Annotated in this window: 22 protein-coding genes and 1 pseudogene; 12 read left to right on the top strand and 11 right to left on the bottom strand. The window is 67.7% G+C overall.

Annotated features, from left to right (window positions below):
* Positions 1 to 20: 20 nt before the first annotated feature.
* On the bottom strand, positions 21 to 1,307 hold the full coding sequence (locus AS181_RS01730) for an adenylosuccinate synthase (protein ID WP_010840750.1): 1,287 nt from the start codon (positions 1,305 to 1,307) through the stop codon (positions 21 to 23).
* Between the two features lie 81 nt (positions 1,308 to 1,388).
* On the opposite strand from AS181_RS01730, the gene AS181_RS01725 reads away from it, so the two are divergent.
* Entirely contained in the window at positions 1,389 to 2,045 is a 657-nt protein-coding gene (locus tag AS181_RS01725; RefSeq protein ID WP_058249866.1) for a hypothetical protein, read from the top strand.
* 60 nt (positions 2,046 to 2,105) lie between these two features.
* Here the strand turns inward: AS181_RS01725 and AS181_RS01720 are convergent, their stop codons facing one another.
* The 4 genes from AS181_RS01720 to AS181_RS01705 form a co-directional block, all read right to left on the bottom strand.
* Entirely contained in the window at positions 2,106 to 3,458 is a 1,353-nt protein-coding gene (locus tag AS181_RS01720; protein WP_014928049.1) for an MFS transporter, read from the bottom strand.
* Positions 3,459 to 3,589: 131 nt separating this feature from the next.
* Positions 3,590 to 4,498, bottom strand: a complete 909-nt coding sequence (locus tag AS181_RS01715) for a cation diffusion facilitator family transporter (RefSeq protein ID WP_044508171.1) — start codon at positions 4,496 to 4,498, stop codon at positions 3,590 to 3,592.
* A 48-nt stretch (positions 4,499 to 4,546) separates the two neighbouring features.
* Positions 4,547 to 5,671, bottom strand: a complete 1,125-nt coding sequence (locus AS181_RS01710; RefSeq protein WP_058249865.1) for an FUSC family protein — start codon at positions 5,669 to 5,671, stop codon at positions 4,547 to 4,549.
* Between the two features lie 33 nt (positions 5,672 to 5,704).
* Positions 5,705 to 6,157: a DUF3151 domain-containing protein gene (locus tag AS181_RS01705; RefSeq protein ID WP_010840755.1), complete on the bottom strand. Its 453-nt coding sequence runs from the start codon at positions 6,155 to 6,157 to the stop codon at positions 5,705 to 5,707.
* A gap of 281 nt (positions 6,158 to 6,438) precedes the next feature.
* Between AS181_RS01705 and AS181_RS01700 the strand changes: the two genes are divergently transcribed.
* Positions 6,439 to 8,241: an Rv0361 family membrane protein gene (locus AS181_RS01700; RefSeq protein WP_331456740.1), complete on the top strand. Its 1,803-nt coding sequence runs from the start codon at positions 6,439 to 6,441 to the stop codon at positions 8,239 to 8,241.
* Positions 8,238 to 8,534 (top strand): hypothetical protein, encoded by a 297-nt coding sequence (locus AS181_RS24865; RefSeq protein WP_139114176.1) that lies wholly within the window; start codon positions 8,238 to 8,240, stop codon positions 8,532 to 8,534. The genes AS181_RS01700 and AS181_RS24865 overlap by 4 nt, the downstream gene beginning before the upstream one ends.
* Positions 8,535 to 8,633: 99 nt before the next feature.
* Here AS181_RS24865 and fbaA read toward each other — a convergent pair whose 3' ends face one another.
* On the bottom strand, positions 8,634 to 9,671 hold the full coding sequence (gene fbaA / locus AS181_RS01695; RefSeq protein WP_055474546.1) for a class II fructose-bisphosphate aldolase: 1,038 nt from the start codon (positions 9,669 to 9,671) through the stop codon (positions 8,634 to 8,636).
* Between the two features lie 227 nt (positions 9,672 to 9,898).
* Here fbaA and AS181_RS01690 point away from each other — a divergent pair, with 227 nt between their 5' ends.
* The 9 genes and pseudogenes from AS181_RS01690 to AS181_RS25105 all read left to right on the top strand — a co-directional run bounded on the left by AS181_RS01690 (position 9,899) and on the right by AS181_RS25105 (position 17,506).
* Positions 9,899 to 10,615, top strand: coding sequence for a VTT domain-containing protein (locus tag AS181_RS01690; RefSeq protein ID WP_058249864.1), 717 nt, complete (start codon positions 9,899 to 9,901; stop codon positions 10,613 to 10,615).
* A 173-nt stretch (positions 10,616 to 10,788) separates the two neighbouring features.
* Positions 10,789 to 11,511, top strand: a complete 723-nt coding sequence (locus AS181_RS01685; RefSeq protein WP_058249863.1) for a tyrosine-protein phosphatase — start codon at positions 10,789 to 10,791, stop codon at positions 11,509 to 11,511.
* 23 nt (positions 11,512 to 11,534) lie between these two features.
* Positions 11,535 to 12,422, top strand: a complete 888-nt coding sequence (locus AS181_RS01680; RefSeq protein ID WP_058249862.1) for a metallophosphoesterase family protein — start codon at positions 11,535 to 11,537, stop codon at positions 12,420 to 12,422.
* Entirely contained in the window at positions 12,422 to 13,540 is a 1,119-nt protein-coding gene (locus AS181_RS01675) for an ABC transporter ATP-binding protein (protein ID WP_058249861.1), read from the top strand. Before AS181_RS01680 ends, AS181_RS01675 begins: the two co-directional genes overlap by 1 nt.
* An 11-nt stretch (positions 13,541 to 13,551) precedes the next feature.
* Positions 13,552 to 14,928 (top strand): ABC transporter substrate-binding protein, encoded by a 1,377-nt coding sequence (locus AS181_RS01670; protein WP_058249860.1) that lies wholly within the window; start codon positions 13,552 to 13,554, stop codon positions 14,926 to 14,928.
* A complete protein-coding gene (locus AS181_RS01665) occupies positions 14,925 to 15,911 on the top strand; it encodes a carbohydrate ABC transporter permease (RefSeq protein ID WP_058249859.1) in 987 nt (328 codons plus the stop codon). Before AS181_RS01670 ends, AS181_RS01665 begins: the two co-directional genes overlap by 4 nt.
* The gene (locus tag AS181_RS01660; RefSeq protein ID WP_058249858.1) at positions 15,901 to 16,749 is read left to right on the top strand and encodes a carbohydrate ABC transporter permease; all 849 of its coding nucleotides are present in this window, start codon (positions 15,901 to 15,903) and stop codon (positions 16,747 to 16,749) included. The genes AS181_RS01665 and AS181_RS01660 overlap by 11 nt, the downstream gene beginning before the upstream one ends.
* Positions 16,746 to 16,964, top strand: a pseudogene (locus AS181_RS25300) (GntR family transcriptional regulator); the annotation flags it as partial. The gene AS181_RS01660 and the pseudogene AS181_RS25300, both read left to right, overlap by 4 nt.
* A 50-nt stretch (positions 16,965 to 17,014) precedes the next feature.
* Positions 17,015 to 17,506, top strand: coding sequence for a UTRA domain-containing protein (locus AS181_RS25105; RefSeq protein WP_058249857.1), 492 nt, complete (start codon positions 17,015 to 17,017; stop codon positions 17,504 to 17,506).
* Positions 17,507 to 17,599: 93 nt separating this feature from the next.
* On the opposite strand, the gene AS181_RS01650 is transcribed toward AS181_RS25105, so the two are convergent.
* The 5 genes from AS181_RS01650 to AS181_RS01630 all read right to left on the bottom strand — a co-directional run bounded on the left by AS181_RS01650 (position 17,600) and on the right by AS181_RS01630 (position 22,731).
* Positions 17,600 to 18,325, bottom strand: a complete 726-nt coding sequence (locus tag AS181_RS01650; RefSeq protein ID WP_058249856.1) for a TrmH family RNA methyltransferase — start codon at positions 18,323 to 18,325, stop codon at positions 17,600 to 17,602.
* Positions 18,318 to 18,896, bottom strand: a complete 579-nt coding sequence (pyrE, locus tag AS181_RS01645) for an orotate phosphoribosyltransferase (protein WP_055474429.1) — start codon at positions 18,894 to 18,896, stop codon at positions 18,318 to 18,320. Before pyrE ends, AS181_RS01650 begins: the two co-directional genes overlap by 8 nt.
* A 63-nt stretch (positions 18,897 to 18,959) precedes the next feature.
* Complete coding sequence (locus tag AS181_RS01640; RefSeq protein WP_058249855.1) at positions 18,960 to 19,889, bottom strand: hypothetical protein; 930 nt, start codon at positions 19,887 to 19,889, stop codon at positions 18,960 to 18,962.
* 37 nt (positions 19,890 to 19,926) lie between these two features.
* Positions 19,927 to 20,928 carry a D-2-hydroxyacid dehydrogenase gene (locus tag AS181_RS01635; RefSeq protein WP_058249854.1) on the bottom strand — a complete coding sequence of 334 codons (1,002 nt, stop codon included), beginning with the start codon at positions 20,926 to 20,928 and terminating at the stop codon, positions 19,927 to 19,929.
* A 69-nt stretch (positions 20,929 to 20,997) separates the two neighbouring features.
* Positions 20,998 to 22,731 carry a CocE/NonD family hydrolase gene (locus tag AS181_RS01630; protein ID WP_058249853.1) on the bottom strand — a complete coding sequence of 578 codons (1,734 nt, stop codon included), beginning with the start codon at positions 22,729 to 22,731 and terminating at the stop codon, positions 20,998 to 21,000.
* Positions 22,732 to 22,934 lie beyond the last annotated feature (203 nt).

Raw genomic sequence — 22,934 nt, 5'->3', positions numbered from 1 at the left:
ACCGCCGGGAGCGTCGGTCCTCAGACGATCTCGCGCCGCACGATGGTCTGGTCGCGACCGGGACCCACGCCCACGCACGAGATGTGCGCACCTGAGAGCTCCTCGAGCCGCAGGATGTAGTTCTGCGCGTTCTGCGGCAGTTCCTCGAAGGTCTTGCACTGGGAGATGTCCTCCCACCAGCCCGGCATCTCCTCGTAGATCGGCTTCGCGTGGTGGAAACCGGTCTGGGTCATCGGCATCTCCTCGACCCGTTCGCCGTCGACCTCGTAGGCCACGCAGATCGGCACGGTGTCGAGGCTGGAGAGGACGTCGAGTTTGGTGAGGAAGTAGTCGGTGATCCCGTTGACGCGGGTGGCGTAGCGGGCGATCACGGCGTCGAACCAGCCGCAGCGACGGGCACGTCCGGTGGTCACGCCCACCTCGCCGCCGGTCTTGGCCAGGTAGGCGCCCCACTCGTCGAAGAGCTCGGTCGGGAACGGCCCCGAGCCCACCCGTGTGGTGTAGGCCTTCAGGATGCCCAGGACGGTGGTGATCTTGTTGGGGCCGATACCGGCACCCACCGCCGCGCCGCCGGCCGTCGGGTTCGACGATGTCACATACGGATAGGTGCCGTGGTCGACGTCGAGCAGGGTTCCCTGGGAACCCTCGAGCAGCACCGTCTCGCCGTTTTCGAGTGCCTGGTTGAGCAGCAGCCGGGTGTCGGCGATGCGGTGTTTGAACCCCTCGGCCTGGCCGAGGACCTCGTCGACGACCTGCGCCGGGTCGAGGGCCTTGCGGTTGTAGATCTTGACCAGGATCTGGTTCTTGAGTTCGAGCGCGGCCTCGACCTTCTGGGCCAGGATCTTCTCGTCGAGGACGTCGGCGACGCGGACCCCCACGCGGGCGATCTTGTCCTGATAGCAGGGGCCGATGCCGCGGCCCGTGGTGCCGATCTTCTTGTTGCCCAGGAAGCGCTCGGTGACCTTGTCGATCGCGACGTGGTACGGCATCAGCAGGTGCGCGTCGGCGGAGATCAGCAGGCCCGAGGTGTCGACATCGCGGTCCTCGAGTCCACCGAGCTCGGTGAGGAGCACGCCGGGGTCGACGACCACGCCGTTGCCGATCACGTTCTGCACGCCGGGCGTCAGGATGCCGGACGGGATGAGGTGCAGCGCGAAGGATTCCCCGCTCGGCAGTACGACGGTGTGCCCGGCGTTGTTGCCACCCTGGTAGCGGACAACCCAGTTGATCCGGCCTCCGAGGAGGTCGGTCGCTTTGCCTTTGCCCTCGTCACCCCACTGGGCTCCGATAAGCACGATCGCGGCCATGTCCGGTACTCCTTTGTGTGGCGCGCTTGGGACCAAACCCGACCAACACTACTGGGTCCGCGCGCTCGATACGCTATCCGCGTGCCGTTTGCCCTTCTCAGCCAGACCAGCCGCGCCGACGACAAGAAGGCCGTTCGTGCCGCGGTCGCCGATGCCCTGACCGATCCCGCGGTCTCACGCCTCGTCGTCGAACCGCGCGTCGCCGAGCGGTTCGCGCCCACCGTGGCCCACGAGAACGACATCTTCCTGTCCCAGGTGCTCGCCGCACTGATGGTCACCGAACGACTCGACGTCGAGGTCGCGTACGTCTCCGCCGAGGCCACCCCGGCGACGCGCCGCTACGGCTTGCCGCACGGACGCCCCGCGCGCGAACTGGCCGAGCACGGCACCGCGGTCGCGGTCCCGCTCATCCGTGACGACGCCGCGACGGTCGTGGTCGGCAGCGCCCGTCACCTGGGCGCCGAGGGCGCGAAACTGCACGGTGAGACCTATGTCGACAACGAGCGCCTGTTCGACGGCGAGGTGCGCTCGATCCTCATCGAACCGACCCTCGCCGCGCCCGGGCTGCGCGCGCAGGTCGAGCGGATGTTGCTGCCGGGCAAGTGGTTCGCCGGACGTGCCTGCCAGACCGGCGGCACGAATGTCGTCGTCGAACGTGAGGGTGTGGTGAACCCGCGCGTCCTCAAGCGGTCGACGTTCTACCGTCATGTCACCGATCTGTTACTCGTTCGCCCCTGACCGCAATCCGTAGCGCCAGTGCGGATATGACGCGCATTGTCGCTACCGATTCCCGACGGGTCAGGCGACCGGACGTGCCTCCGGGCCCGTGGTGAGGTGAAGGTCGTCGCGCCGGATGAGCGCGGTCGCCACGACGCTGATGATCGCGGTGAGTACGAGATATCCGGCGGCCAGCCACGGCGACCCGCTCGCCGCGCCGATCAGTGCGGTGAGGATCAGCGGCGTCAGTCCCGAGGCGTAGATGCCGGAGAACTGATAGACCACCGACAGGCCCGTGTAGCGCACCGGGGTCGGGTACAGGCTCGCGAACAACGTTCCCTGCGCGCCGTAGAAGAGCGCATGGATCACGCCGAAGACGATCACCAACCCGACGGTGAACCACAGCAGGTTCGCCGTCCCGAACAGGGCGAACACCGGATAGACCGCCACGCCGTAGGCGGTGATCCCGATGAGGTAGATCGTCTTGGCGCCATAGCGGTCGGTGAGCAGGCCGGAGAACGGCAGCAGGGCCGCCATCACCAGCGACGCGATCGTCACGGCCACCAGGACCGGGACCTTCTCCATGTCGAGTTCGCTGGTGGCGTAAGCGATCGCGAAGACGCCCCAGGTGTTGAAGGCGGAGCCCTCACCCCACCGGGCGAGGAGACCGAGGACGGTGTTGCGCGTGTTCGGCGGGACCACGACGTCGCGCAGCGGTGCCGTGGACTTCTTCGCGAGTTCGGCGACCTCGGCGAACGCCGGCGTCTCGTCCACCTTCAGGCGCACGACGAAGCCGATGACCACGAGGACGATGCTCACCAGGAACGCGATGCGCCAGCCGTAGGTCAGGAACGCCTGCTCGTCGAGGACCACCTGCAGCAGGGCGAACACACCGGTACCCAGTGCGAGTCCGAGCGCCAGACCGATCTGGGGGATGCTCCCGAACAGACCGCGCTTGCCGTCCGGACTGTGCTCGACCGACAGCAGGACCGCACCCGCCCACTCCCCGCCCAGCGCGAACCCCTGCACGACCCGCAGGAGCAGCAACAGGATCGGGGCGAGCACACCGACCGACGCCGCGGTCGGCAGCACGCCCATCAGGGCGGTCGCGACGCCCATCATCACCATCGTGATCGCGAGTGTGCGCTTGCGGCCGATGCGATCGCCGATGTGCCCGAACACGATTCCGCCGATCGGACGCACCACGAAGCCCACCGCGAACGTGGCGAAGGACAGCAGCGTGCCGACGAACGAACTCTGGTCGGGGAAGAACAGCTGGTTGAACACGAGGCTCGCCGCGGTCGCGTAGAGGAAGAAGTCGTACCACTCGACGGTCGTGCCGAGAAGACTTGCCGCGACGACGGTGCGGAGGCGCTTGCGACGCTCGGCATCGGTCTCGACGACCGGCGCAGCTGCGAGTGTGGAGGTAGCCATGACCGACACACGGTAACGACGCGGCCGCCCGATCCGGCGACTACGAATCAGCGTGAACGAAAAGTTGCGACCGCTGCTCGGGCGTCAGCCGGCCGCGATGTGGGGCCTGTCCGCGGCTCGACGGCGCGCGGTCACCAGGTCATCTCCTCCCGGCACCGTCGCTGGTGATCGTCGGGATCGATCTGCACCGTCGCGTGCTCGAGACCGTGGCGCGCCAGGACGGCCTGCGCGGCGGGCAACACCTCGGCATTGGGCCGACTGCTGCCGAGATGCACAGTGGCCACATCCATCCCGGTCGTGAGCGTCCAGACATGGAGGTCGTGCACGTCGTCGACCACCGGGATGTCGGCCAGATCGGCCCGCAATGCCTCGACGTCGACGTGGGCCGGCGCCTGCTGGTTCAGGATGCGCAGCGCGTCGAGTGCCAGTCGCACCGCCCGCGGAACCACCCACAGGGCGATCAGTACCGCGACGACGATGTCGGCGTAACCCCATCCGGTCGTCATCGCGACGATGCCGGCCACCAGTACGCCGACGCTGCCGACGGCGTCGGCCAGCACCTCCAGATATGCGCCGCGGACCGCGATCGATTCCTTCGCGTCGGCCCGCAGCAGCAGCATGACCCCGAGGTTCACCAGCAGGCCCACCAGGGCCACGACGATCAGGGTGAGGCCCGGGACCTGCGGATCGCTGCCGATCCGCTCGACCGCCTCGTAGAGCACGAAGACGGCGACGCCCATGAGCAGTACGGCGTTGGCGACCGCGGTGAACACCTCGGCGCGGTGCCAACCGAAACTACGGGTGTCGGTGGTCCGCCCGTGCCGGCCGAGCAGCAGTGCGATCAGGCCCATGACGAGTGCGACGACGTCGGTCAGCATGTGTCCGGCGTCGGCGATCAGTGCCAGCGAGTTCACCAGGATGCCGGTGACGAGTTCGACGACGAAGTAGCCGCCGATGAGCGCGACGGCCAGCACCATCGGCCAGAGGCGGCGCCGGCCCCCGGCCGTGGGAGCGTGCGAGTGCGAATGTGAGTGCCCCATGATGCCGGTCAATATATGCAGAAGTTCGCATATGTGGCAACAGGTTGGTCAGCTCCGGAGGGTCGCCAGTGCGGAGGACCTGCGCAGACCTGCCGTCATCAGCAGGTCCACGAGCAGCGAGCGGATCTCGGCGAGCAACGCGGCCTCCGACAACTCGCTGTTGGTGACCAGGTCGACGCGGGCCTTGCGCACGATGCTTCGGATCACCCGGGCCGCGTCGGCCTGGTCGGGTTCCTCACCGGGATCGGCCATCATCATCGCGCGGAGCACCTCGAAGGCCCCGGCGAGATCGTCGATGATCTCGATCAGCTCGGGGAGCACCGGCACACCACGCTGGGTCATGCCGAGCGAACGCCGCGCGATGATGCGGAAGTTGCGGACCGCGTTGTCGATGGGGTCGGCGGTGGCCGAGATCCGGTCCAGCCGCATCCGGGAGCCCCAGTAGAGCGGTGAGATGCGCGTGACCTCGCGCCCGCCGGTCATGTCCGACCGCATCTTGTTGATCGCGGCCTGCGTCCCGCGCGCCGATTCGAGTGCGGCGGCGATGAGTTCCTCGTCGCGCTCGCGCAATCCGGTGGCCAGCTGGCGGGCGGCGTCGCGGACCGTCGCGAGGACGCCGGCCGCGTCCCGGCGCGCCCGGCTCGCCGGATTCACCGGCAGGAGCGCCCCCACGAGGATGCCGACCAGCCCGCCGATGAGCGCGTCGAGTGCGCGATGGAAACCCGCCACGCCGCCGGGCGGGAGGAGCGTCGCGACCAGCGCGGCCGACGAGGCCGCCTGCATGGGGACGAGCGGGCCGTCGTCGAGGAAGACCGCCACCGTCATCGCCAGGGCGACGACGACCATGATCTGCCAGGCCCCCTCCCCGACCAGGCTGATGAACAGGTCGCCGACGAGGATGCCGATCGCGACGCCGCCGACGAGTTCGGCGGCCCGGCGCCACCGCTGCCCGAGGGACAGGCCGAGGGAGATCACCGCGGCGATGGGCGCGAAGAACGGATCGGGGTGGACGAAGACCTCCACCGCGATCCACCATGACACCCCGGCGGCCAGCGCACACTGGACGATCGGCACCAACGACACGCGTAGCCGGCGCAGCCGGTTCTTCAGCGGCGCGGGCATCGCGTTGAACACCCGGCGCGGATACGACGGGTTCGCGGCTCTTGCTGCCATCAGGCGGACGTCATCCGCGGGTGACCGGTCGGATCACACGAGGCCGAGTTCGGCGGCCGCGCGTGGATCGCTGTCGTTGAGCAGGTCGAGGCAACGCAGGTGTTCGTCTTCCTCGCCGATCAGTTCGGCGGCCCGGGCGAGCGCCCCGACGCACCGTAGGAAGCCGCGATTGGGTTCGTGGCTCCACGGCACCGGCCCGAAACCCTTCCAGCCGTGTCGTCGCAGCTGATCGAGGCCGCGGTGGTAACCGGTCCGCGCATAGGCGTACGCCGCGATCACCGCGGCAGAGTCGATGTCGTCACCGGCCGCGGCGGTCTTCGACGACTCGAGAGCCGCCTCGGCAAGGTAGGCCCAGGCGATCGAGGCGGTCGGATGCGCGGCCGCGACCTCCGCCGCGGCAGCACCGTTGAGCAGGTCTGATTCGGCGTCGTCGTCCCCGGTGAGCAGAACCGGTTGCGGGCCGAGAAGATCTCCGAAAGACGTCATGTCCTCTATTCAAGCACCGTGCCGCCCGGGGCCGTCCGTTCGATCAAACGCCCTAGTGCTGGAATGTCGGGCCGTTCGCTAGGGTGAATGACGCAATCGGTCCTGCTGCCCCCGGTGATCGGCGTCGTCGGGCGGCCGGACCGAAGTCGTGCGATGGCGAATACGGGGTGAAACAGTCGATGGCGCGATCCGAGAGGCCGAGAGCTGCTGTCACCAGGGCATTGTCGACCCTGAAACAGGTTCGGGATGATCGTCGCGCTCGCCGGACGGGTGCACGACCGGTGCCCGGCACCACCCCGACCGGCACCGACGCCACTCCACCCAGCACCAGCAGAGAGGGCCGCGAGCCAGCTGTGGACGATTCCACCAAGAACGAGACCGCCGAGGACAAGGCCGCGACGACCGAGGCGACCGCCGCGGAGTCCACGGCAGACGCGTCCACGGCGGACGGTGCCGCGAAGAAGCCCGCAGCACCGAAACCGAAGGGTGGGCGCGGGATCGACGGCGCCACCCAGGTGATCAACCGCGGCAGCCTGCCGTCGGCCGAGGACCTCGAGGACCTGGACGACATCGACCCGCTGGGTGCGGAACCGGAGTCCGCGGAGACCGGCGAGACCGCTGCCGACGACAGCGCCCCCGACGACGCCACTCCTGCACCGAAGCGCCTCGGCCCGAGCGACTCGGCGACCACCGTCATCCAACGGTCGGATCTCCCCGACGCCGCCGAGCTCGAGGACCTCGACGACATCGACCCGACCGCCCCAGAGCCCGACGCAGCATCCCCCGAAGCCGAGCTCGCCGATTCCGAGTCAGCGGCGTCGGACACCGAGACCGCGGCGCCCGACGCCGAGGCTCCCGAGTCCGAGACCCCCGCATCCGACTCCCCCGCCCCTGAATCCACTGAGTCCGAGTCGGATTCGGATACCGAGGCGACCGCCGAACCGACGCTTCCCGACGACACGGACCCGTCGACGGGTACCGCGGTCGGCGCCGGTGTGGCAGCGGCGGGTGCGGCCGCGGTAGCAGCCGGATCGGCTCCCGGTGATTCCGACGCCGAGACCGAGGCCGATTCTGACGCGAAGGCCGAGGCCGAGCCGGTGGACGACGACACGGCGACGGACGAATCCGCGCCGGACGAGACTGCACCGGACGAGTCCGGTGTCGCATCAGAAGCAGACCAGGACCCCGTCGTCGACCCGGACGCCGAGGCGGAGCCGGTGGACGACGAGCTGGCCGACGCCACCGACACGATCGAGCCGGCGGTTCTCGAGGACGAGGCACCCGACGCAGCAGCGGACGAGACAGCGGCGGACGAGACAGCGGCGGACGAGACGGCGGAGACAGAAGCCGACTCGCCGACCGAGGCGATCGCCGTCCCCGCCGGTGGGAGCACCGACACGAACGAGACGGACACCACCGACACCGAGACCGAGGCTGCCGCCGAGGACTCCGGATCGGACGCCGCGACGACCGTGATCCCCGCGGCAGCCGCTGCCGCCGCCTCTGCGCGGAGCGAGACGTCCGCGCCGGCCGAGGAGGAGGCCCGGACCACACCCGAGCCGGCCGTTCCGGCATCGACCGAGGGATGGACGACCACCGACCGCGAACCGCAGGTCATCCCGGGTAGCGGCCCTACGTCACCGAAGAAGAAACGCGGCAAAGGTCTTTTGATCGCGGCGGCAGCGGTCGTGGTGGTGATCGTGGCCGTCGTCGGCGGCATCTTCGCCTACAACAGCCTGCGCGCACCGGCGCCCGCAGACGAGGCCGCGACCGTGGCCATGGACTACACGACCGCGCTGTACGAGGGTGACCTCTCGACCCTGCGGTCGGTCACCTGCGGCGAGCTCAACGCGTTCTACAGCGATTTCGACGACGCCGCTTACCAGCGCACCTACGAGGCGCAGCGGGCCCGCAACGAACTCGTGCAGACGCAGGCGATCAACGCGGTCCGCGTCGTCGAAGGCGGTGACCAGGCCGTCGTCGAAGTGGTCGCGGTACACACCAATTCACCCGATCAGCCCGAGACCGTCACGCTGAACCTGCAGCGCGACGGCGACGACTGGAAGGTCTGCAACCCCACGTGACGAGCGGACATCGGTACGGCCCACCGCCGGCCGGCCCGGGTGACCGTCCTGCGCCGGGCTACTTCACGCCCCCGTCCCGACCGGCACCACCTGCGGGCACGACGCCACGCCGGGGTCTCTCGACGGGCATCAGTCCCGTGCCGGACAACCGGGTCCGAAGCAACCGAATCCGTCCCTACGACGTGGGTTCGCCGCAACGGTCCCGGTCGCGCGTCGACCCGGCCGTCGTCATCGCGGCGCTGGTGATGGTCGCGCTCGCCGCCGCGGTCGTCGTCGGGCTCGCCCTCACCTGAGCCGGGCCCCCGGACCGGCGCGACGCACGGGGTCGATCACCCGAAAAGACAACTGCCCGCACCCTTTCGGGGTGCGGGCAGCGATCGTGGGACCCTCCGTCAGGCAGTCAGGGACTTGCCGTTGGACTTGAGGTCGTTACACGCCTCGACGACGCGCTCGCTCATGTTGGTCTCGGCCTTCTTCGACCAGCTGCGCGGGTCGTAGACCTTCTTGTTGCCGACGTCGCCGTCGACCTTCAGCACACCGTCGTAGTTGCTGAACATGTGGCCGGCGACCGGACGGGTGTAGGCGTACTGCGTGTCGGTGTCGACGTTCATCTTGACGACGCCGTAGCTCAGGGCCTCATCGATCTCGCTCTTGAGCGAGCCCGATCCACCGTGGAAGACGAAGTCGAAGGGCTTGGCTCCGTCACCGAGGCCCAGCTTCTTCGCGGCGACCTCCTGGCCGGTGTTGAGGACATCGGGGCGCAGCTTCACGTTGCCCGGCTTGTAGACGCCGTGCACGTTGCCGAAGGTCGCGGCGAGCAGGTAGCGGTTGCCCGAGTCGCTGGCACCGAGGGCCTCGATGGTCTTCTCGAAGTCTTCGGGGGTGGTGAACAACTTGTCGTTGATCTCGTTCTCGACGCCGTCCTCCTCGCCGCCGACGACGCCGATCTCGATCTCCAGGATGATGTTGGCTGCGCCGGCCTTCGCCAGGAGCTCCTTGGCGATCTCCAGGTTCTCGTCGAGCGGCACGGCGCTGCCGTCCCACATGTGTGACTGGAAGAGCGGGTTGCGGCCGGCGTCGACGCGCTCCTGCGACACCTGCAGCAGGGGGCGGACGTAGGTGTCGAGCTTGTCCTTGGGGCAGTGGTCGGTGTGCAGGCCGATGAGGACGTCATATTTCTCGGCGACGACGTGCGCGAACTCGGCGAGCGCGACCGCACCGGTCACCATGTCCTTGACACCCAGGCCGGACCCGAACTCGGCGCCACCGGTCGAGAACTGGATGATCCCGTCACTGCCTGCGTCGGCGAAACCCTTGATGGCGGCGTTGATCGTCGACGACGAGGTGCAGTTGATCGCGGGGAATGCGTAACCGCCCTTCTTCGCCTTGTCGAACATCTCGGCGTACTGCTCCGGGGTTGCAATGGGCATCGACGGATCCTCCAGGGTGTTGATGTGCTCTGGTGTTCGGGTTCTCTCGCCGTCGATTGGTGCTTCGGTGGCGAGCAGCCGGACTTCCCGCGGCCGGACTTCACTCAGTATGGCAGGTGCGACATCACCCGGCGCGGGCACCATTCGTGCCCGGACCTGCTGGAAACCGGCGGTGGCGGACCCGTGAGATTCTGTCCTCGCCCCACGCGCAGGTACTCTGGGTCCCCGTGATCGACTCCGCGCTTGCCACCACGACCACCAACCTGGCGCTCCTGCCGGGATTCCTGGATCCGGTGAACCTGCTCAACTCGTTCGGCACGTGGATGCTGGCCGGTCTGCTGTTGGTCGTGTTCATCGAGTCGGGTCTGCTGTTCCCGCTGCTCCCCGGCGACTCGCTGCTCTTCACCGCCGGGCTCATCGTGGCGGCGAAGTCGGCGGAGATCGAGCCCTTCGCCCCGCTGTGGGTGCTCCTCGTCCTGATCCCCATCGCGGCCTTCCTCGGCGACCAGGTCGGGTACTGGATCGGCAAGAAGGCGGGATATTCGCTGTTCCGGCCGGACGCGAAGATCCTGAAGCAGGTCTACATCGAGGAAGCGCACGAGTTCTTCGAGAAGCACGGTCCGGTGACGATCATCCTCGCGCGCTTCGTTCCCATCGTGCGGACCTACGCCCCGCTGGTCGCCGGTGCCGCGAAGATGCGGTACCCGATCTTCCTCACGTACAACATCATCGGCGCGGTCGCCTGGGGTGCGGGAGTCACGCTGCTCGGCTACTTCCTGGGCCAGATCGAGTTCATCCGCGACAACATCGACTACATCTTCCTGTTCATCGTCTTCATCTCGGTTCTGCCGATCATCACCGAGATCGTCAAGCGCATCCTGCGCTCGCGCAAGAAGGTCGTCGAGGAGGAGCCCCTCCCCGCGTCCGACGACGCGAATAACTGAGCCGCCGAGCAGCTGGTCTGCGAGAGCAACACCGCACCGAAATAACGACAACCATTCCGGCGGTACGGCGAAACCGCAATGACGACAGTCGGATTCAATCGTTGGTCCCGCCGTGGCCTGGTGTTCACCCGCGTGCTCGAAACTGGTCATATTCATCTAGATGAATAGACCTCGTGACCACACTTCCACTCCGCCGGCTATCTGTCGGCAACACCTACAACTTGCGTGATATCGGTGGCTACGAGTTGCCGGACGGTGCCCATACCAGTTGGGGCCGGATCTTCCGCTCCGACGCCGCGCAGTTCGCCGACGGTACCGATATCGCTGAACTCAACCTGCAGACCGTGATCGACCTGCGCGACGACGCCGAGATCGCGGCGCTTCCCACCGGGCTCGACGCGTTCGTTCCGAATGTTCTCCATCGGCCGTTGGACCCGCGGGCGCTGCTGTCCGCCGCCAGCGATCCCTCGCCGGACCCGCTCGGTGACCTCTACATCGCGCTCATTCGTGAGCGCGGCGCCGAACTGGCGGCCATCATCGCCGATCTGGCTCGGCCGGGTGCGCTGCCGGCTCTGGTGCATTGCGCCGCGGGTAAGGACCGCACCGGGGTGGTGATCGCCCTCGTACTCTCCGCCATCGGAATGCCCGGCGACATCGTCGCCGCCGACTATGCGCTCACCGCCGACTATCTCACCGCTGAATTCTTCGCCGCAGTATCGGCGGAATCGGGCGCCGCCGACCCCACCGACGAGGTACTCCGCGGCGCCCGTCCGGAATCCATGAAGGCGATGCTGCGCGTATTGGCTGCCGAGTACGGCGGCGCCCGTGCCTATCTGACCGGCCACGGAGTGCCGGACGAGGCGATCGACCAGCTCCGAACCACCCTCACCCGCTGACCCCACTAACTGGAGAGATTCCCATGAAGATCGTGCAGATTTCCGATACCCATCTGACCGCGGCCGGCGGTCCCACCACTGCCGCTTTCCGGTTGCTGGCCCAGCATCTCAACGATGAGGTCCGGCCCGATCTGGTCGTGCACTCCGGCGATATCCAGGTCTTGCATCCCGACGACGCCGCCGATCGTGCCCACTCCCGTGCGCTGCTCGACCTGATCAGCGCCCCGCTGCTGGTGATTCCGGGCAACCACGATGTCGGCATGCCTGGTCTGAACGCCTGGGCCGGTCTCAGTGTGACCGATGAGCGTGTGGCCGCGCACGAGGCCGCGTTCGGTCCCGGGCACTGGCGTCACGATACAGACGCGGCGATTCTGCTCGGGATCAACAGCGAGTTGCTGGGGTCCGGCTTGCAGCGCGAGGCCGATCAGTGGCGCTGGCTCGAGAACACCTTGGAGGACCTGCCGGCGGACCGCCCGGTGCTGCTGTTCTTGCACAAGCCGCTATGGGCGGCCACCGACGAGCCTGCCGACCATGCCGAGGTGAAGATGAAGATCGGGGACCAGCGGGTCAGTGTCCGCCAGGTCGATGTGGGACCCGTCGCCCGCGACCGGTTGCTCAGCCTGCTGGAGCGAATCGATCTGCGCGCGGTCGGATGTGGCCATCTCCACCGCTACCGGAACGTGCAGCGGAACAACGCAATCGAGGTGTGGGCGCCAGCCACCGCCTTCCTCGCTCCCAGTGAGGACGACCTCCCGGAAGCGCATGAACAGCTGGGCTACGTCGAATACAGTGTGGCCGGCGGCGACGTCACCGCCGAGTTCCGCCTCGTCCCGGGGATGCCGCAGCTCACCACCGATGATGTGCCCGAGATCGCCCAGGCGATCGAGGCCATGACGGCCGCCGCGGTCTGATGGCCTCCATCGAACTCGACGGAATCGTCCGCAACTTCGGCGACACCACCGCGGTCGCCGACGTCTCGCTGACCACCGGACGCAACGACTTCCTCGTGCTTCTCGGACCCAGCGGCTGCGGTAAGACGACCTTGCTGCGCATGATCGCCGGGCTCCTCCCACCCAGCGCGGGACGCATCCTCGTTGACGGGAAAGACGTCACCACCCTGCCGCCGCGGGAACGTGACCTGGCGATGGTCTTCCAAAATTACGCCCTCTACCCGCATCTCACCGTCGAACAGAATCTCGGTTTCGGCCTCAGTGTGCGCAAAACCGGTAAACCGGAGATCCGTCGACGCGTCAAGGAGGTCGCGGAACTGCTCGACCTCGACCATCTGTTGCGACGGCGCCCAAAAGAGTTGTCCGGCGGGCAGCGACAGCGAGTGGCGCTGGGTCGCGCGATGGTGCGCGAGCCGATGGCCTTCCTCATGGACGAGCCGCTATCCAACCTCGACGCGAAACTACGGTCAAGCACCCGGACCCGGCTCATCTCGCTGCATCGCCGTCTGGACACCACCTTTGTCTATGTCACCCACGACCAAGTCGACGCCATGACCATGGCCACCAAGGTTGCGGTATTGAACGAGGGTCGGATCGAACAGTTCGGTACCCCGGTGCAGATCTACGACGAACCCGCGACGGCGTTCGTCGCCGGGTTCATGGGCGCGCCGCCCATGAACCTGTTGCCCGCCGAACTGTGCGCAGGGGACGGCGACCGGCTGGTAGTGCGTTCTCCCGGTATCGATATCGAGCTGCCCTACCGCGCCAGCGCAGACCTCGGTGTGCGGGAGGTGCTCCTGGGTGTGCGTCCCGAGCATCTCGTCCCGGTGCCCGCCGGCCACGACGGGCCAGCCCTACGGGGCCGGGTCGATATCGTCGAGAACCTGGGCAACGAAGAGATCGCCGAGGTGAAGATCGGGGACCAGCGGGTCAGTGTCCGCGGCGCCCGGCCGATCCAACTCGCGCCGGGCGACGTCACCACCCTGGCAGTACTCCCCGAACACGTTCACCTCTTCGCGCGGCAGAGCGGTCGTCGCCTCACCTGGGAGCCCGACCGGGCCCCTGTCCTCGTTTCCTGAAAGAGATCCCCATGAAGTTGTTACGCGCCGTGCCTGTTCTGGCGGTCGCGCTCGCCGCGGCTATTGCCGGCTGCGCGACTGTTCCGACCACCTCCGACACGGGGAGCGGATCGGCCACCGCGATCATCCCTGAGCTCGCCCCTGACCAGCAGGTGTCGATCCGCTGGGAGAGTTACAACCTCGCCAGTGCCGGGATCTTCGGTGACACCACGCGGGGCCTCGTCGCGGAGTTCGAGCGCCTGCACCCGAATATCGATGTGGAAGCCGTACCGCCGCAGGGCTCGTTGAATGAGATCGCGCAGAGCGTGCAGCGGCAGGTCATCGCCGGCAACCCTCCCGACGTCGCCCAGCTCACCTTCGCCGACCTGCGCTACACCGCCAGCGATCTGGGCGCCAAGCCACTCAGTGATCTCGTCGGCCAGGACGAGGTCGACCGTCTGCTTACCGACGGTCCGCACCCGTACGCGCCCCGGGCCGCTGTGCTCGGTGACGTCGACGGCACCACCTACGGCATCCCTTACGTTTTCTCTACTCCGATGCTGTTCATCAACGCCGACCTGTTCCGCAAGGCCGGGCTCGATCCCACCGATCCGCCGAGAACCTGGGCCGAGGTCGCCACAGCAGCCGCGGCCATCGCCAAGGTGCCCGGCACCAGCGGTGGCGCCTACCTCGGTTGCCTCGATGCCGCATCAGGTGGTGACTGGTGTCTCACCGGGATTGTCCGCTCGGCCGGTGGCCGGCTGCTGTCCGAGGACGGAAAGACCCTTTCCTGGGCCGAACCCGAGTCCGTCCGGGCATTCGAGGGCATGCAACAGATCGCCCAGGCAGGTCCGAATGCGATGCCCAATATCAGCGGCACCGACGCGCAGGACGCGTTCCTACGCGGTGATCTCGGCATGCTGCTGACCTCGGCCGGCCTGCAGAACGCGATCCTCGAATCCTCCGCAGGCAAATGGCAAGCCGCCGCCGCACCCATGCCCGGCTTCGGCGACACCCCTGCCGTCCCCACCAACTCCGGCTCGGCGTTGTTCATCCTGACCGACGATCCGGCGAAGCAGCGCGCCGCCTGGCAACTGATCGAGTTCCTGACCAGCGCCGAAAGTGAGACCACCATCACCTCGAACATCGGCTACGTCCCCCTACGGGCGTCGTTAATCGACGACCCCGCCTACCTCAAAGCGTTCGCCGACGAACACCCAGACTTCGTTCGCCCCAATGTCGCCCAACTCGACCGCCTCGAACCGTGGGTCTCCTACCCCGGACCCAACTACCAGCAGATCCGCACCCTGCTGGCCAAAGGCACCGAGGAGATCGTCTTCCGCGGCGCTGACCCACACCAGACGTTGTCCGCTGCGCAAACCAGCGCCCAAGCCCTGATGCCGAAATGACCGCCGTCCTCGACGAGCCCGCCCCCGGACGCTTCGTGGAACCGGACCCGCCGCCGGCACCGAGCACACCGCCTCCGGTGGTCCGCCGTCCGCTCCTGCGCCGCCTCGCCAGTGGCGCAACGCCCTATCTCTACTTGGTACCCGCCCTGGCCGGGCTGGTGGTATGGGTGTACTCGCCGCTGATCCAGACCATCCAACTGTCGTTCTACGACTGGAACCTGGTGCCCACCTCACCAGCCCGCCCAGCGGGATGGTCGAACTACGTCGAGGCGTTCGACCTACCCCAGTTGGGCAAGGCCACGGTGAACACGCTGCTGTACCTACTTGCTCTGCTGCCCTTCACCATTGTGATCCCAGTGATAGTGGTTCTCCTGTCACAGCGGGTACACGGCCGAGCCCGCGCCTTCTACCGGACCGCGATCTTCGCGCCCTATCTCATCGCACCCATCGTCACAGCCATCGTGTGGCGCTGGCTCCTCGACCCCAACGGCGGTCTGCTCAACCAGGCACTCGGGCTGTTCGGAGTGGCACCGATTTCGTTCCTGCGAGACCCGCAATGGGCCATGTGGTCGATCGTGGTGATCGTAGGCTGGCAACTGCTCGGCTTCGCCGTTCTCGTCGTCTCTGCCGGGCTGTCCGGAATCTCCGACGACTACGCCGCCGCCGCCCGCACCGACGGCGCAACGGAACGCCAGATCACCCGGCGCATCACACTTCCGCTTCTCTCACCGACGCTGCTGTTCATGGCGACGCTGACCATCCTGTCCGCCGCCCAGCTGATGTTCCCGATGATCCAAACCCTCACCCAGGGTGGCCCCGGCGACTCCACCACCAACCTCTACTACCTCCTCTACGACATCGCATTCGGTTCGTTCGACGTCGGCCTCGCCTCCGCCGCCAGCGTGCTGTTCTTCCTCGGCTTCGGGTTCATCGCCTGGGGCGCGGTGTGGCTGATGGACCGCTGGAGCTTCCATGACGACTGAAACGCCCACTCAACCGACCGCTGTTGTGCGCACCCGCCGATTCGACGTGCTTGGCGGCCACCTGGTCCTGGCATTAATCGCCGTGTTCAGCCTGGTGCCGATCATCTGGATGTACGTCACCGCGCTGCGCCCTCGCGACGATGTGCTGAGCCAATCTGTGCTGCCCAGCGGGGTCAGCCTGGACAATCTGCGGGCCGCCGCCGACCTGCTGCCGCTGGGTGGCCTGATCGGCAATACCGCGCTCATGGCCGTTGGGGTCGCGGCCTTCCAGTTGTTCACCGCGTTGTTGGCTTCGTACGCGTTCGGCCGCTGGCATTTTCGCGGGGAACGCGTACTGTTCCTGATCTTCGTCGCCACGTGGCTGGTCCCTTTCCAAGTCACCATGCTGCCCAACTATGTCCTGTTGTCCGACCTGGGCTGGCTCAACACCCTCACCGGGGTGATCGTCCCGCAACTCACCGCACCGTTTGCGGTGCTGCTGCTGCGCCAACACATGCGCTCGTTCCCGCGCGAACTCCTCGACGCAGCACGCATGGACGGCCGGTCGCACTGGAACACCTTGTGGACGGTTGTCGTACCCTCGCTGCGTGGACCGCTCGCCGCGCTTGCCATCCTGCTGTTCGTCACCGCGTGGAACGAGTACTTCTGGCCGCTGCTGGTCCTGTCCGATCCGGCCTCGGTTGTCCAGATCGGGTTGCGCAGCCTGATCACCGAAGCCGGAACCGACTATGGTGCGATGATGGCCGCTGCCGGGGCCCTGTGTCTGCCCATCCTCGCCGTGTACATCCTGCTACAACGCCAGGTCGTCAACGCCTTCGTCCGCTCCGGGTTGAAATGACCAATACCCGTATCGGCGGAAAGGGCCGGATCCCGCTCTACCGTCAGGTAGAAACCGAACTATTGCGCCAGATCCAAGACCAAGAATTGCATCCGGGGCAGCAGCTACCCACTGAACCCGAACTCGCCGCGGAATGGGGCGTCAACCGCCTGACCATCAGGCAGGCCATCAGCGAACTCGCCCGCGCCGGAGTGGTCGTCGTCCGCCAGGGGGCGGGAACCTACGTGGCCGAACCGCCGGGGTCATCGAACTCGGCCTGCCCGCGATGCCGTCCACCGATGCCGACGCCGGCAGTACCGCATCGATTGCCGAATACGTGCAGGAGGACCAGACCGAGACGCTCGTCGACATCACCGATCGGGACAATTCTCTCGACGCCGCCGGACCACTCGGTACGCGAGGGCCCTTGATCCGCATCGACACCCTGGTCCGAACCGGCGAACGGCCGTTGATGGTGTGCAGTTACTGGCTCGAGGGACGCCGCTTCCCAGGCTTCACCGGTTTTGTCGCCGACCGGGTGGCGTTGTTCCAGATTCTGCAGGACCACTACAACATTCGGCTTCGGCACTCCTGGCGCGGACTCACCGCGGCTCTGGCAAGCACCGCCGACGCGCGGCTGCTCGACGTACCCGCGGGCAGCCCGGTGATGCTGCGTGACGGCGTCAACGTCGACGACGATGGGTTGCCCACGATGTATCTGCGGCGCCGGCTGCGTGGTGACCGAATCCGGTTCACAATGCAATACGCCAACGAATAGTTCGTGCGGCAATATCCGACCCCCACACCGAGCGCTCGTAATCCACATGACCGGCGTCTCCACCGGCTGCGCGAGGTCACCGCACGGGCGCCCTCACCACGCGGCGTCGAGGTCGGCGTGCTGCCGGACCCATGCGTGCATGGCGATTCCGGCGGCCACGCCCGCGTTGATGCTGCGCGTCGAACCGAACTGGGCGATCGACACCGTGAGATCGGCCTCGCGTTGCGCATCGTCGCTGACCCCGGGGCCCTCCTGACCGAACAGCAGCACGCAGTCGCGCGGTAGATCGGCTGTTTCGAGCGGACGAGCACCGGGCGTGTTGTCCACCGCCACCACGGTCAGCCCCTCGTCGCGAGCCCAGGAGATGAGATCGGACACCGTCTCGTGGTGCATCAGGTGCTGATAGCGGTCGGTCACCATCGCTCCGCGACGGTTCCAGCGGCGTCGTCCGACGATGTGGACGGCGGCCACCGCGAAGGCGTTGGCGGTGCGGACCACCGTGCCGATGTTCGCGTCGTGTGCGAAATTTTCGATGGCGACGTGCAGCGGGTGCCGGCGTGCATCGATGTCGGCGACGATCGCCTCCCTCGACCAGTACCGATAGGCGTCGACGACGTTGCGCGTGTCACCGTGCGCGAGAAGCTCGCCGTCGAGGCGCGGATCGTCGGGAACGGGACGGCCGGCGTGTTCGTCGGCCCACGGCCCCACGCCGACGGTCGGCCCGGTCTGCCACTCGGTGGGACCGGGTACGGCATCGGGGTCCTCGGCGGGTTCCGGGGCGGGGAGATCGTCGGGGTCCCCCGACCCGGCGTCAGGCAAGCCCGAGATCGCCGAGATCCAGGAGGGAGCGGTACGGCACGCCGAGCGCGGTGATGACCGCGTCGGCGCCGGTCGCGCGGTCGACGACGGTGGCCACGCCGACGACGTTGCCCCCGATGCCGCGCACGGCCTCGACAGCCGTGGACGGCGAGGCGCCGGTCGTGCTGGTGTCCTCGACGACGAGCACGTCTCGACCTTCGATGTCGGGCCCCTCGATCTGGCGTTGCATGCCGTGCGCCTTGGCGGCCTTCCGGACGACGAAGGCATCGACCGGCTTCCCGTCGGCGTGCATGATCGACGTCGCCACGGGGTCCGCACCCAATGTCAGGCCGCCGACGGCGACGTAGTCCCAGTCCGCGGTCAGTTCGCGCATCAGCCGCCCGATGAGCCGCGAGGCCTCGTGATGCAGGGTCGCCCGACGCAGGTCGACGTAGTAGTCGGCCTCTTTACCGGACGACAGCGTCACCCTGCCGTGCACGACGGCGAGCTCGCGGACGAGCTCGGCCAGCCGTGCCTTCGCGGTCGGGTCGACCCGCGGGGTCTCGGCAGGAACCGGGGCGGACGAGGACATGCGACTTCCCTCTCGATCGACGTGCCGGGATTCGATCTCCGGCTGCGTGGGGTGGTGGCGCGATCAGTTGCGGTGGCGGGGCCGTTCGCCGGTGTCCCGGCGAGGTGTCTCGTCAGCTGTTCCGGCGTGCCCGCGGGTCCCGGACCCACGCACGGGCATCGGGGTCATCCGCCGGCCTCCGGTCGTCGGCGACGCCGGGGACGGAGTGGGAGGCTTCCGCGTCGCGGCCTGGTTCTCGGAGTCCCCGGCCGGCGCCCCACCGCCGGACGGCGCGCCCGCGGCCTGTCGCCTGCGCTTGTCCCGCAGTGACTCGGTCTTCTCGTCGGCGAGCTCGGCCCGGGTGGGTCCGTGCGGGTCGCGCGGATCCGGCGAGTCCTCGGGTTCCCGCGTCGGCGGCAGCACCCGGAGAAGGTCGGCGAACCGGCGGACGACCTCCAGGCCGGTGTTCAGCTTGGCCGGGTCGTTGGTCACCGGCATCGAACCGAGCGCCCAGTTGCCCTCGTTCCACAGGACCTCGACGAACGCGGGCGCCTTGTTGGCGAGCGCGACCATCCGGCGGTCGCACACCCGGCGGGCGACGTCGAGATTGTTGGAGAACATGACACGCGGACCCATCGCGCCCAGCAGTTCCACGTCTTCCTCCGCGGGGGCGAGGACGTCTTCGTGCCGCAGGTCGACGACGACATGCGACGGCGAGGACCGTCGGACGGCGATCACGGTCGCGGTCTCGGCGAGGTCGAAGACCACGGCCTCCACCCCGGCGTAGTGTCCGTAGGCGACGTCCTGCACCGGGATGTGGTCGCCCACATTCATGGTGGCGCGACGGAAGACCTTGCGCAGCTTGGTGTCCGACTCGCGGAACTTGAACTCGTGCTCGTCGCCCCAGACCGCACGCTGGTGCCGTGCAACGCTCGACCGCTGGCGGTCGAGCCACAACAGGACACCCGCACCCAGTAGGGCCACGGCGGCGATCAGGAAATAGACGGTGGTCATCGCGCTACAGCCTACTATCGGCGGGCCCGCGGTGAGGTCATCCGCCTACCCGGATGTACCCGCGTTCCTTGTCGACGACGTTGACCAGCACGTCGGCCGGCTCCTCGGTGCCCGCCGAGACGTAGCGCCGGAGGTTGTCGAGGACCTGCTCGGCCAGCGCCTCGCGCCATCCGACGGCGTCTCCGCTCATGTGGGCCGAGATCGCGACCCCGGGCAGGTCCCACAGTTCGCTGTCGGCGGGCAGCGGCTCGGTGACGAAGACGTCGAGCGTGGCCGCCCCCAGATGCCCCGACCGGAGCGACGCGACGAGGGCCGCCTCGTCGACCAGTTCGCCGCGTCCGACGTTGACGAGGTGCGCGCCGGGTTTCATCGCCGCCAGTACCGTCGCGTCGATCATCCCGGCGGTCTGCTCGGTCAGCGGCGCGATCGCGACGACGGTGTCGAAACCGCCCACGTGCGCGGCGAGGTCGTCGGTGGCGACGACGTGTCCGAAGTCAGGATCCGACGCGCGCGCGGTCCGGCCCGCTCCCACCACCCGGATACCCACGGCGCGAAGCAGTTTCGCGATCGCTCGACCGATCCCGCCGGTACCGATCACGAGCGCGGTGGTGCGGTGGGTGGCCACCGTCTCGCGGTGTCGCCACTCGTGGTCGCGTTGCAAGGCCATCGACTCGTGTAAACCCTTGTGGTGGGCGAGGATCGCGGCGAGGACGAATTCCGCGATGGGACGGTCGAAGACGCCGTGGGCATTGGTGACGACGACATCCGAGGACCGCAGTTCGTCGAAGAGCAGCGAATCCACTCCCGCGGCGCACACATGCACCCAGCGCAGGGATGTCGTCGCCTCACCCCAGTGCTCGGCGAGCCCGCGGGAGAAGAAGTCCCACAGCACGAGAACGTCCGCGCCCGGCAGGGCGGCGCCGAGATCGTCTGCCGTGCAGAGTCGTACCGTCGCGAGCTCCTCGATTTCGGCCAGGTTCCCCGGGGGGAGGGTGTCCGGCGAGGTCAGCAGTGCGACGACAGGTGGATGCGGGTGCATGCCCCCACCGTAAGCGTGACCTCGGCGTCGTCGCCAGGACAGACGCCGAGGTTCGCTGGTCGGCCGGTGTCAGCGGGAGATGATCGGCAGGGTCAGCCGGCTGGGGTGTGCAGGTCCGTGCAGCACGCGGTTGGTGGCGATCACCGCGTCGTCGATGGACTCGGTGGCGATGAACCCGCCGGTGTTGGTGTTGCGGTCGTAGCGGGGGAAGTTGCTGCTCGAGATGTCCAGGCGCAGGCGATGTCCGGGAAGGAACACGTTGGACGTGACACCCAGTTTCACCGTGACTTCGTAGACCTCGTCGGGGGTCAGCGGCGTCGGCCGGGAGAGGTCGTCTCGGTAGCGAAGCCGCAGCACTCCGTCGCAGAGGTTGATGGCGCGGCCGTCGGGGAAGACGTCGACCAGCTTGGCGGTGATGTCTGTGTCCACCGCACTGGAGGAGACGAACACGGTCGCCTCTACGTGGCCGGTCACCTCGAGAGGCTCGTCGAGGACGGGGGTCACGTAGCAGAGGACGTCGTCGCGGCCGTCGACGACGGACTGGTCGACCGGTCCGATCAGCCCCGGTTCGGCGGGCATCAGTGCTCCGCCGGTGGTGGGGACCGGGTTGCGCGGGTCGTAGGTGAACTCATCGGACGACTCGGCTGCCGGTACGGCCACTTGGAGGGAGCCATCCCCATGGCGCGTCGCGGCCGATCGTGCGCTGTCGAGGTAGTAGTCGGTGTACCGGGTGTCCGGTAGCGGCCAGTCGGCTTCGTCGCGCCACTGGTCGATGCCCATGACGAAGATCCGCACCCGCGGGGCCGGTGTGTCGGGGACGATGCCGCGCAGGTGTTCGTCGAAGAAGGCGAGATGGAACTGCGTCACGTCGGCGTCGGCCTGGTTGCCGAAGTGGCGGTCGGCGTATCGGCCGGTCCAGTTCACGTGGTCCCAGGGTCCGATGATCAGGCGTGACTTGTCGCGGGCGGCGTCGGAGCCGCCGTGTGTGCGGACGCCGATGAACCCTTCGACGGTGCCGTTGATCTTCAGGTCATACCAGCCGCCGATCGAGAGGACGGGGACGGTCACCTTCCCCATGTACTCCAGACCCGACCAGTCCTGACTGGCCCAGTAGTCGTCGAAGTCAGGGTGGGCGATCCAATCGTCGAACCAGCGGCCCTTGCCGTGGATCGGCAGGTCGGCGAGGGGTGTGGCGTCGTTGAGCGGTAACGGGTCGCGTAGGTAGCCGGCCAGGCGGTACAGAGTGCTCGGGTCCTGGCCGGCGCCGGAGACGAGAGCTCGTTGCTCCTGCCCGGCGTAGATCAACGCGTTCCACCAGGTGGCCAGGCTCAGCGACATAGCGCCGCCCGGCGAGTACCAGAGGTTGGTGTACCAGTTCGCTGCCGCCTTGGTGGGCGCGATCGCGCGCAGACCGGGGGCGTCGCCGCTGGTGGCCACCGCCCACTGGACCATCCCCATGTACGAGCTGCCGTACATGGCGACACTGCCATCGGACCAGCTCTGGGTACGTATCCACTGGACAGTGTCCTGCCCATCGGCGATCTCGTTGACCTTCGGCTCGAAGGTGCCCCCGGAGGCGGTGGTCCCGCGCACGTCTTGGACCACCACCGCGTAGCCGGCGTTGACAAGCGCAATTACCGAGGGAGCAGGACTGGTGGGCCCGCCGACGGTCATACGCCGGTCGTAGGGAATCCGTATCAACAGCGTCGGCGCCTGACCCTCCAGCGGATGCCACACATCCGACATCAGGGTCACCCCGTCACGAGCCGTGACCTCTACGTCGGGTTCGTACAAGTACTTCACATCGTCTCCTTGTCAGACCTGATCGCGCCCGCAACACGCGACAGGGGAAATGCCCGTTCTCCAGAAGCACCCGGCTCGACGGGCGACCCAGCCAGGTACTTTTATTGGTACCCGGTAGTTGATGAAAGTACCGTGAGGTGTTCGTCACTACAAGACCCAACTGGTCGACAGTGCACAAGGGCGAACCGTGGGCAAAGTCAGCT

Source organism: Gordonia sp. SGD-V-85 (assembly GCF_001456905.1).
GTDB lineage: Bacteria > Actinomycetota > Actinomycetes > Mycobacteriales > Mycobacteriaceae > Gordonia > Gordonia hongkongensis.
The sequence above is the reverse complement of the archived record's forward strand: the minus strand, read 5'-3'. Positions and strand labels throughout refer to the sequence as shown.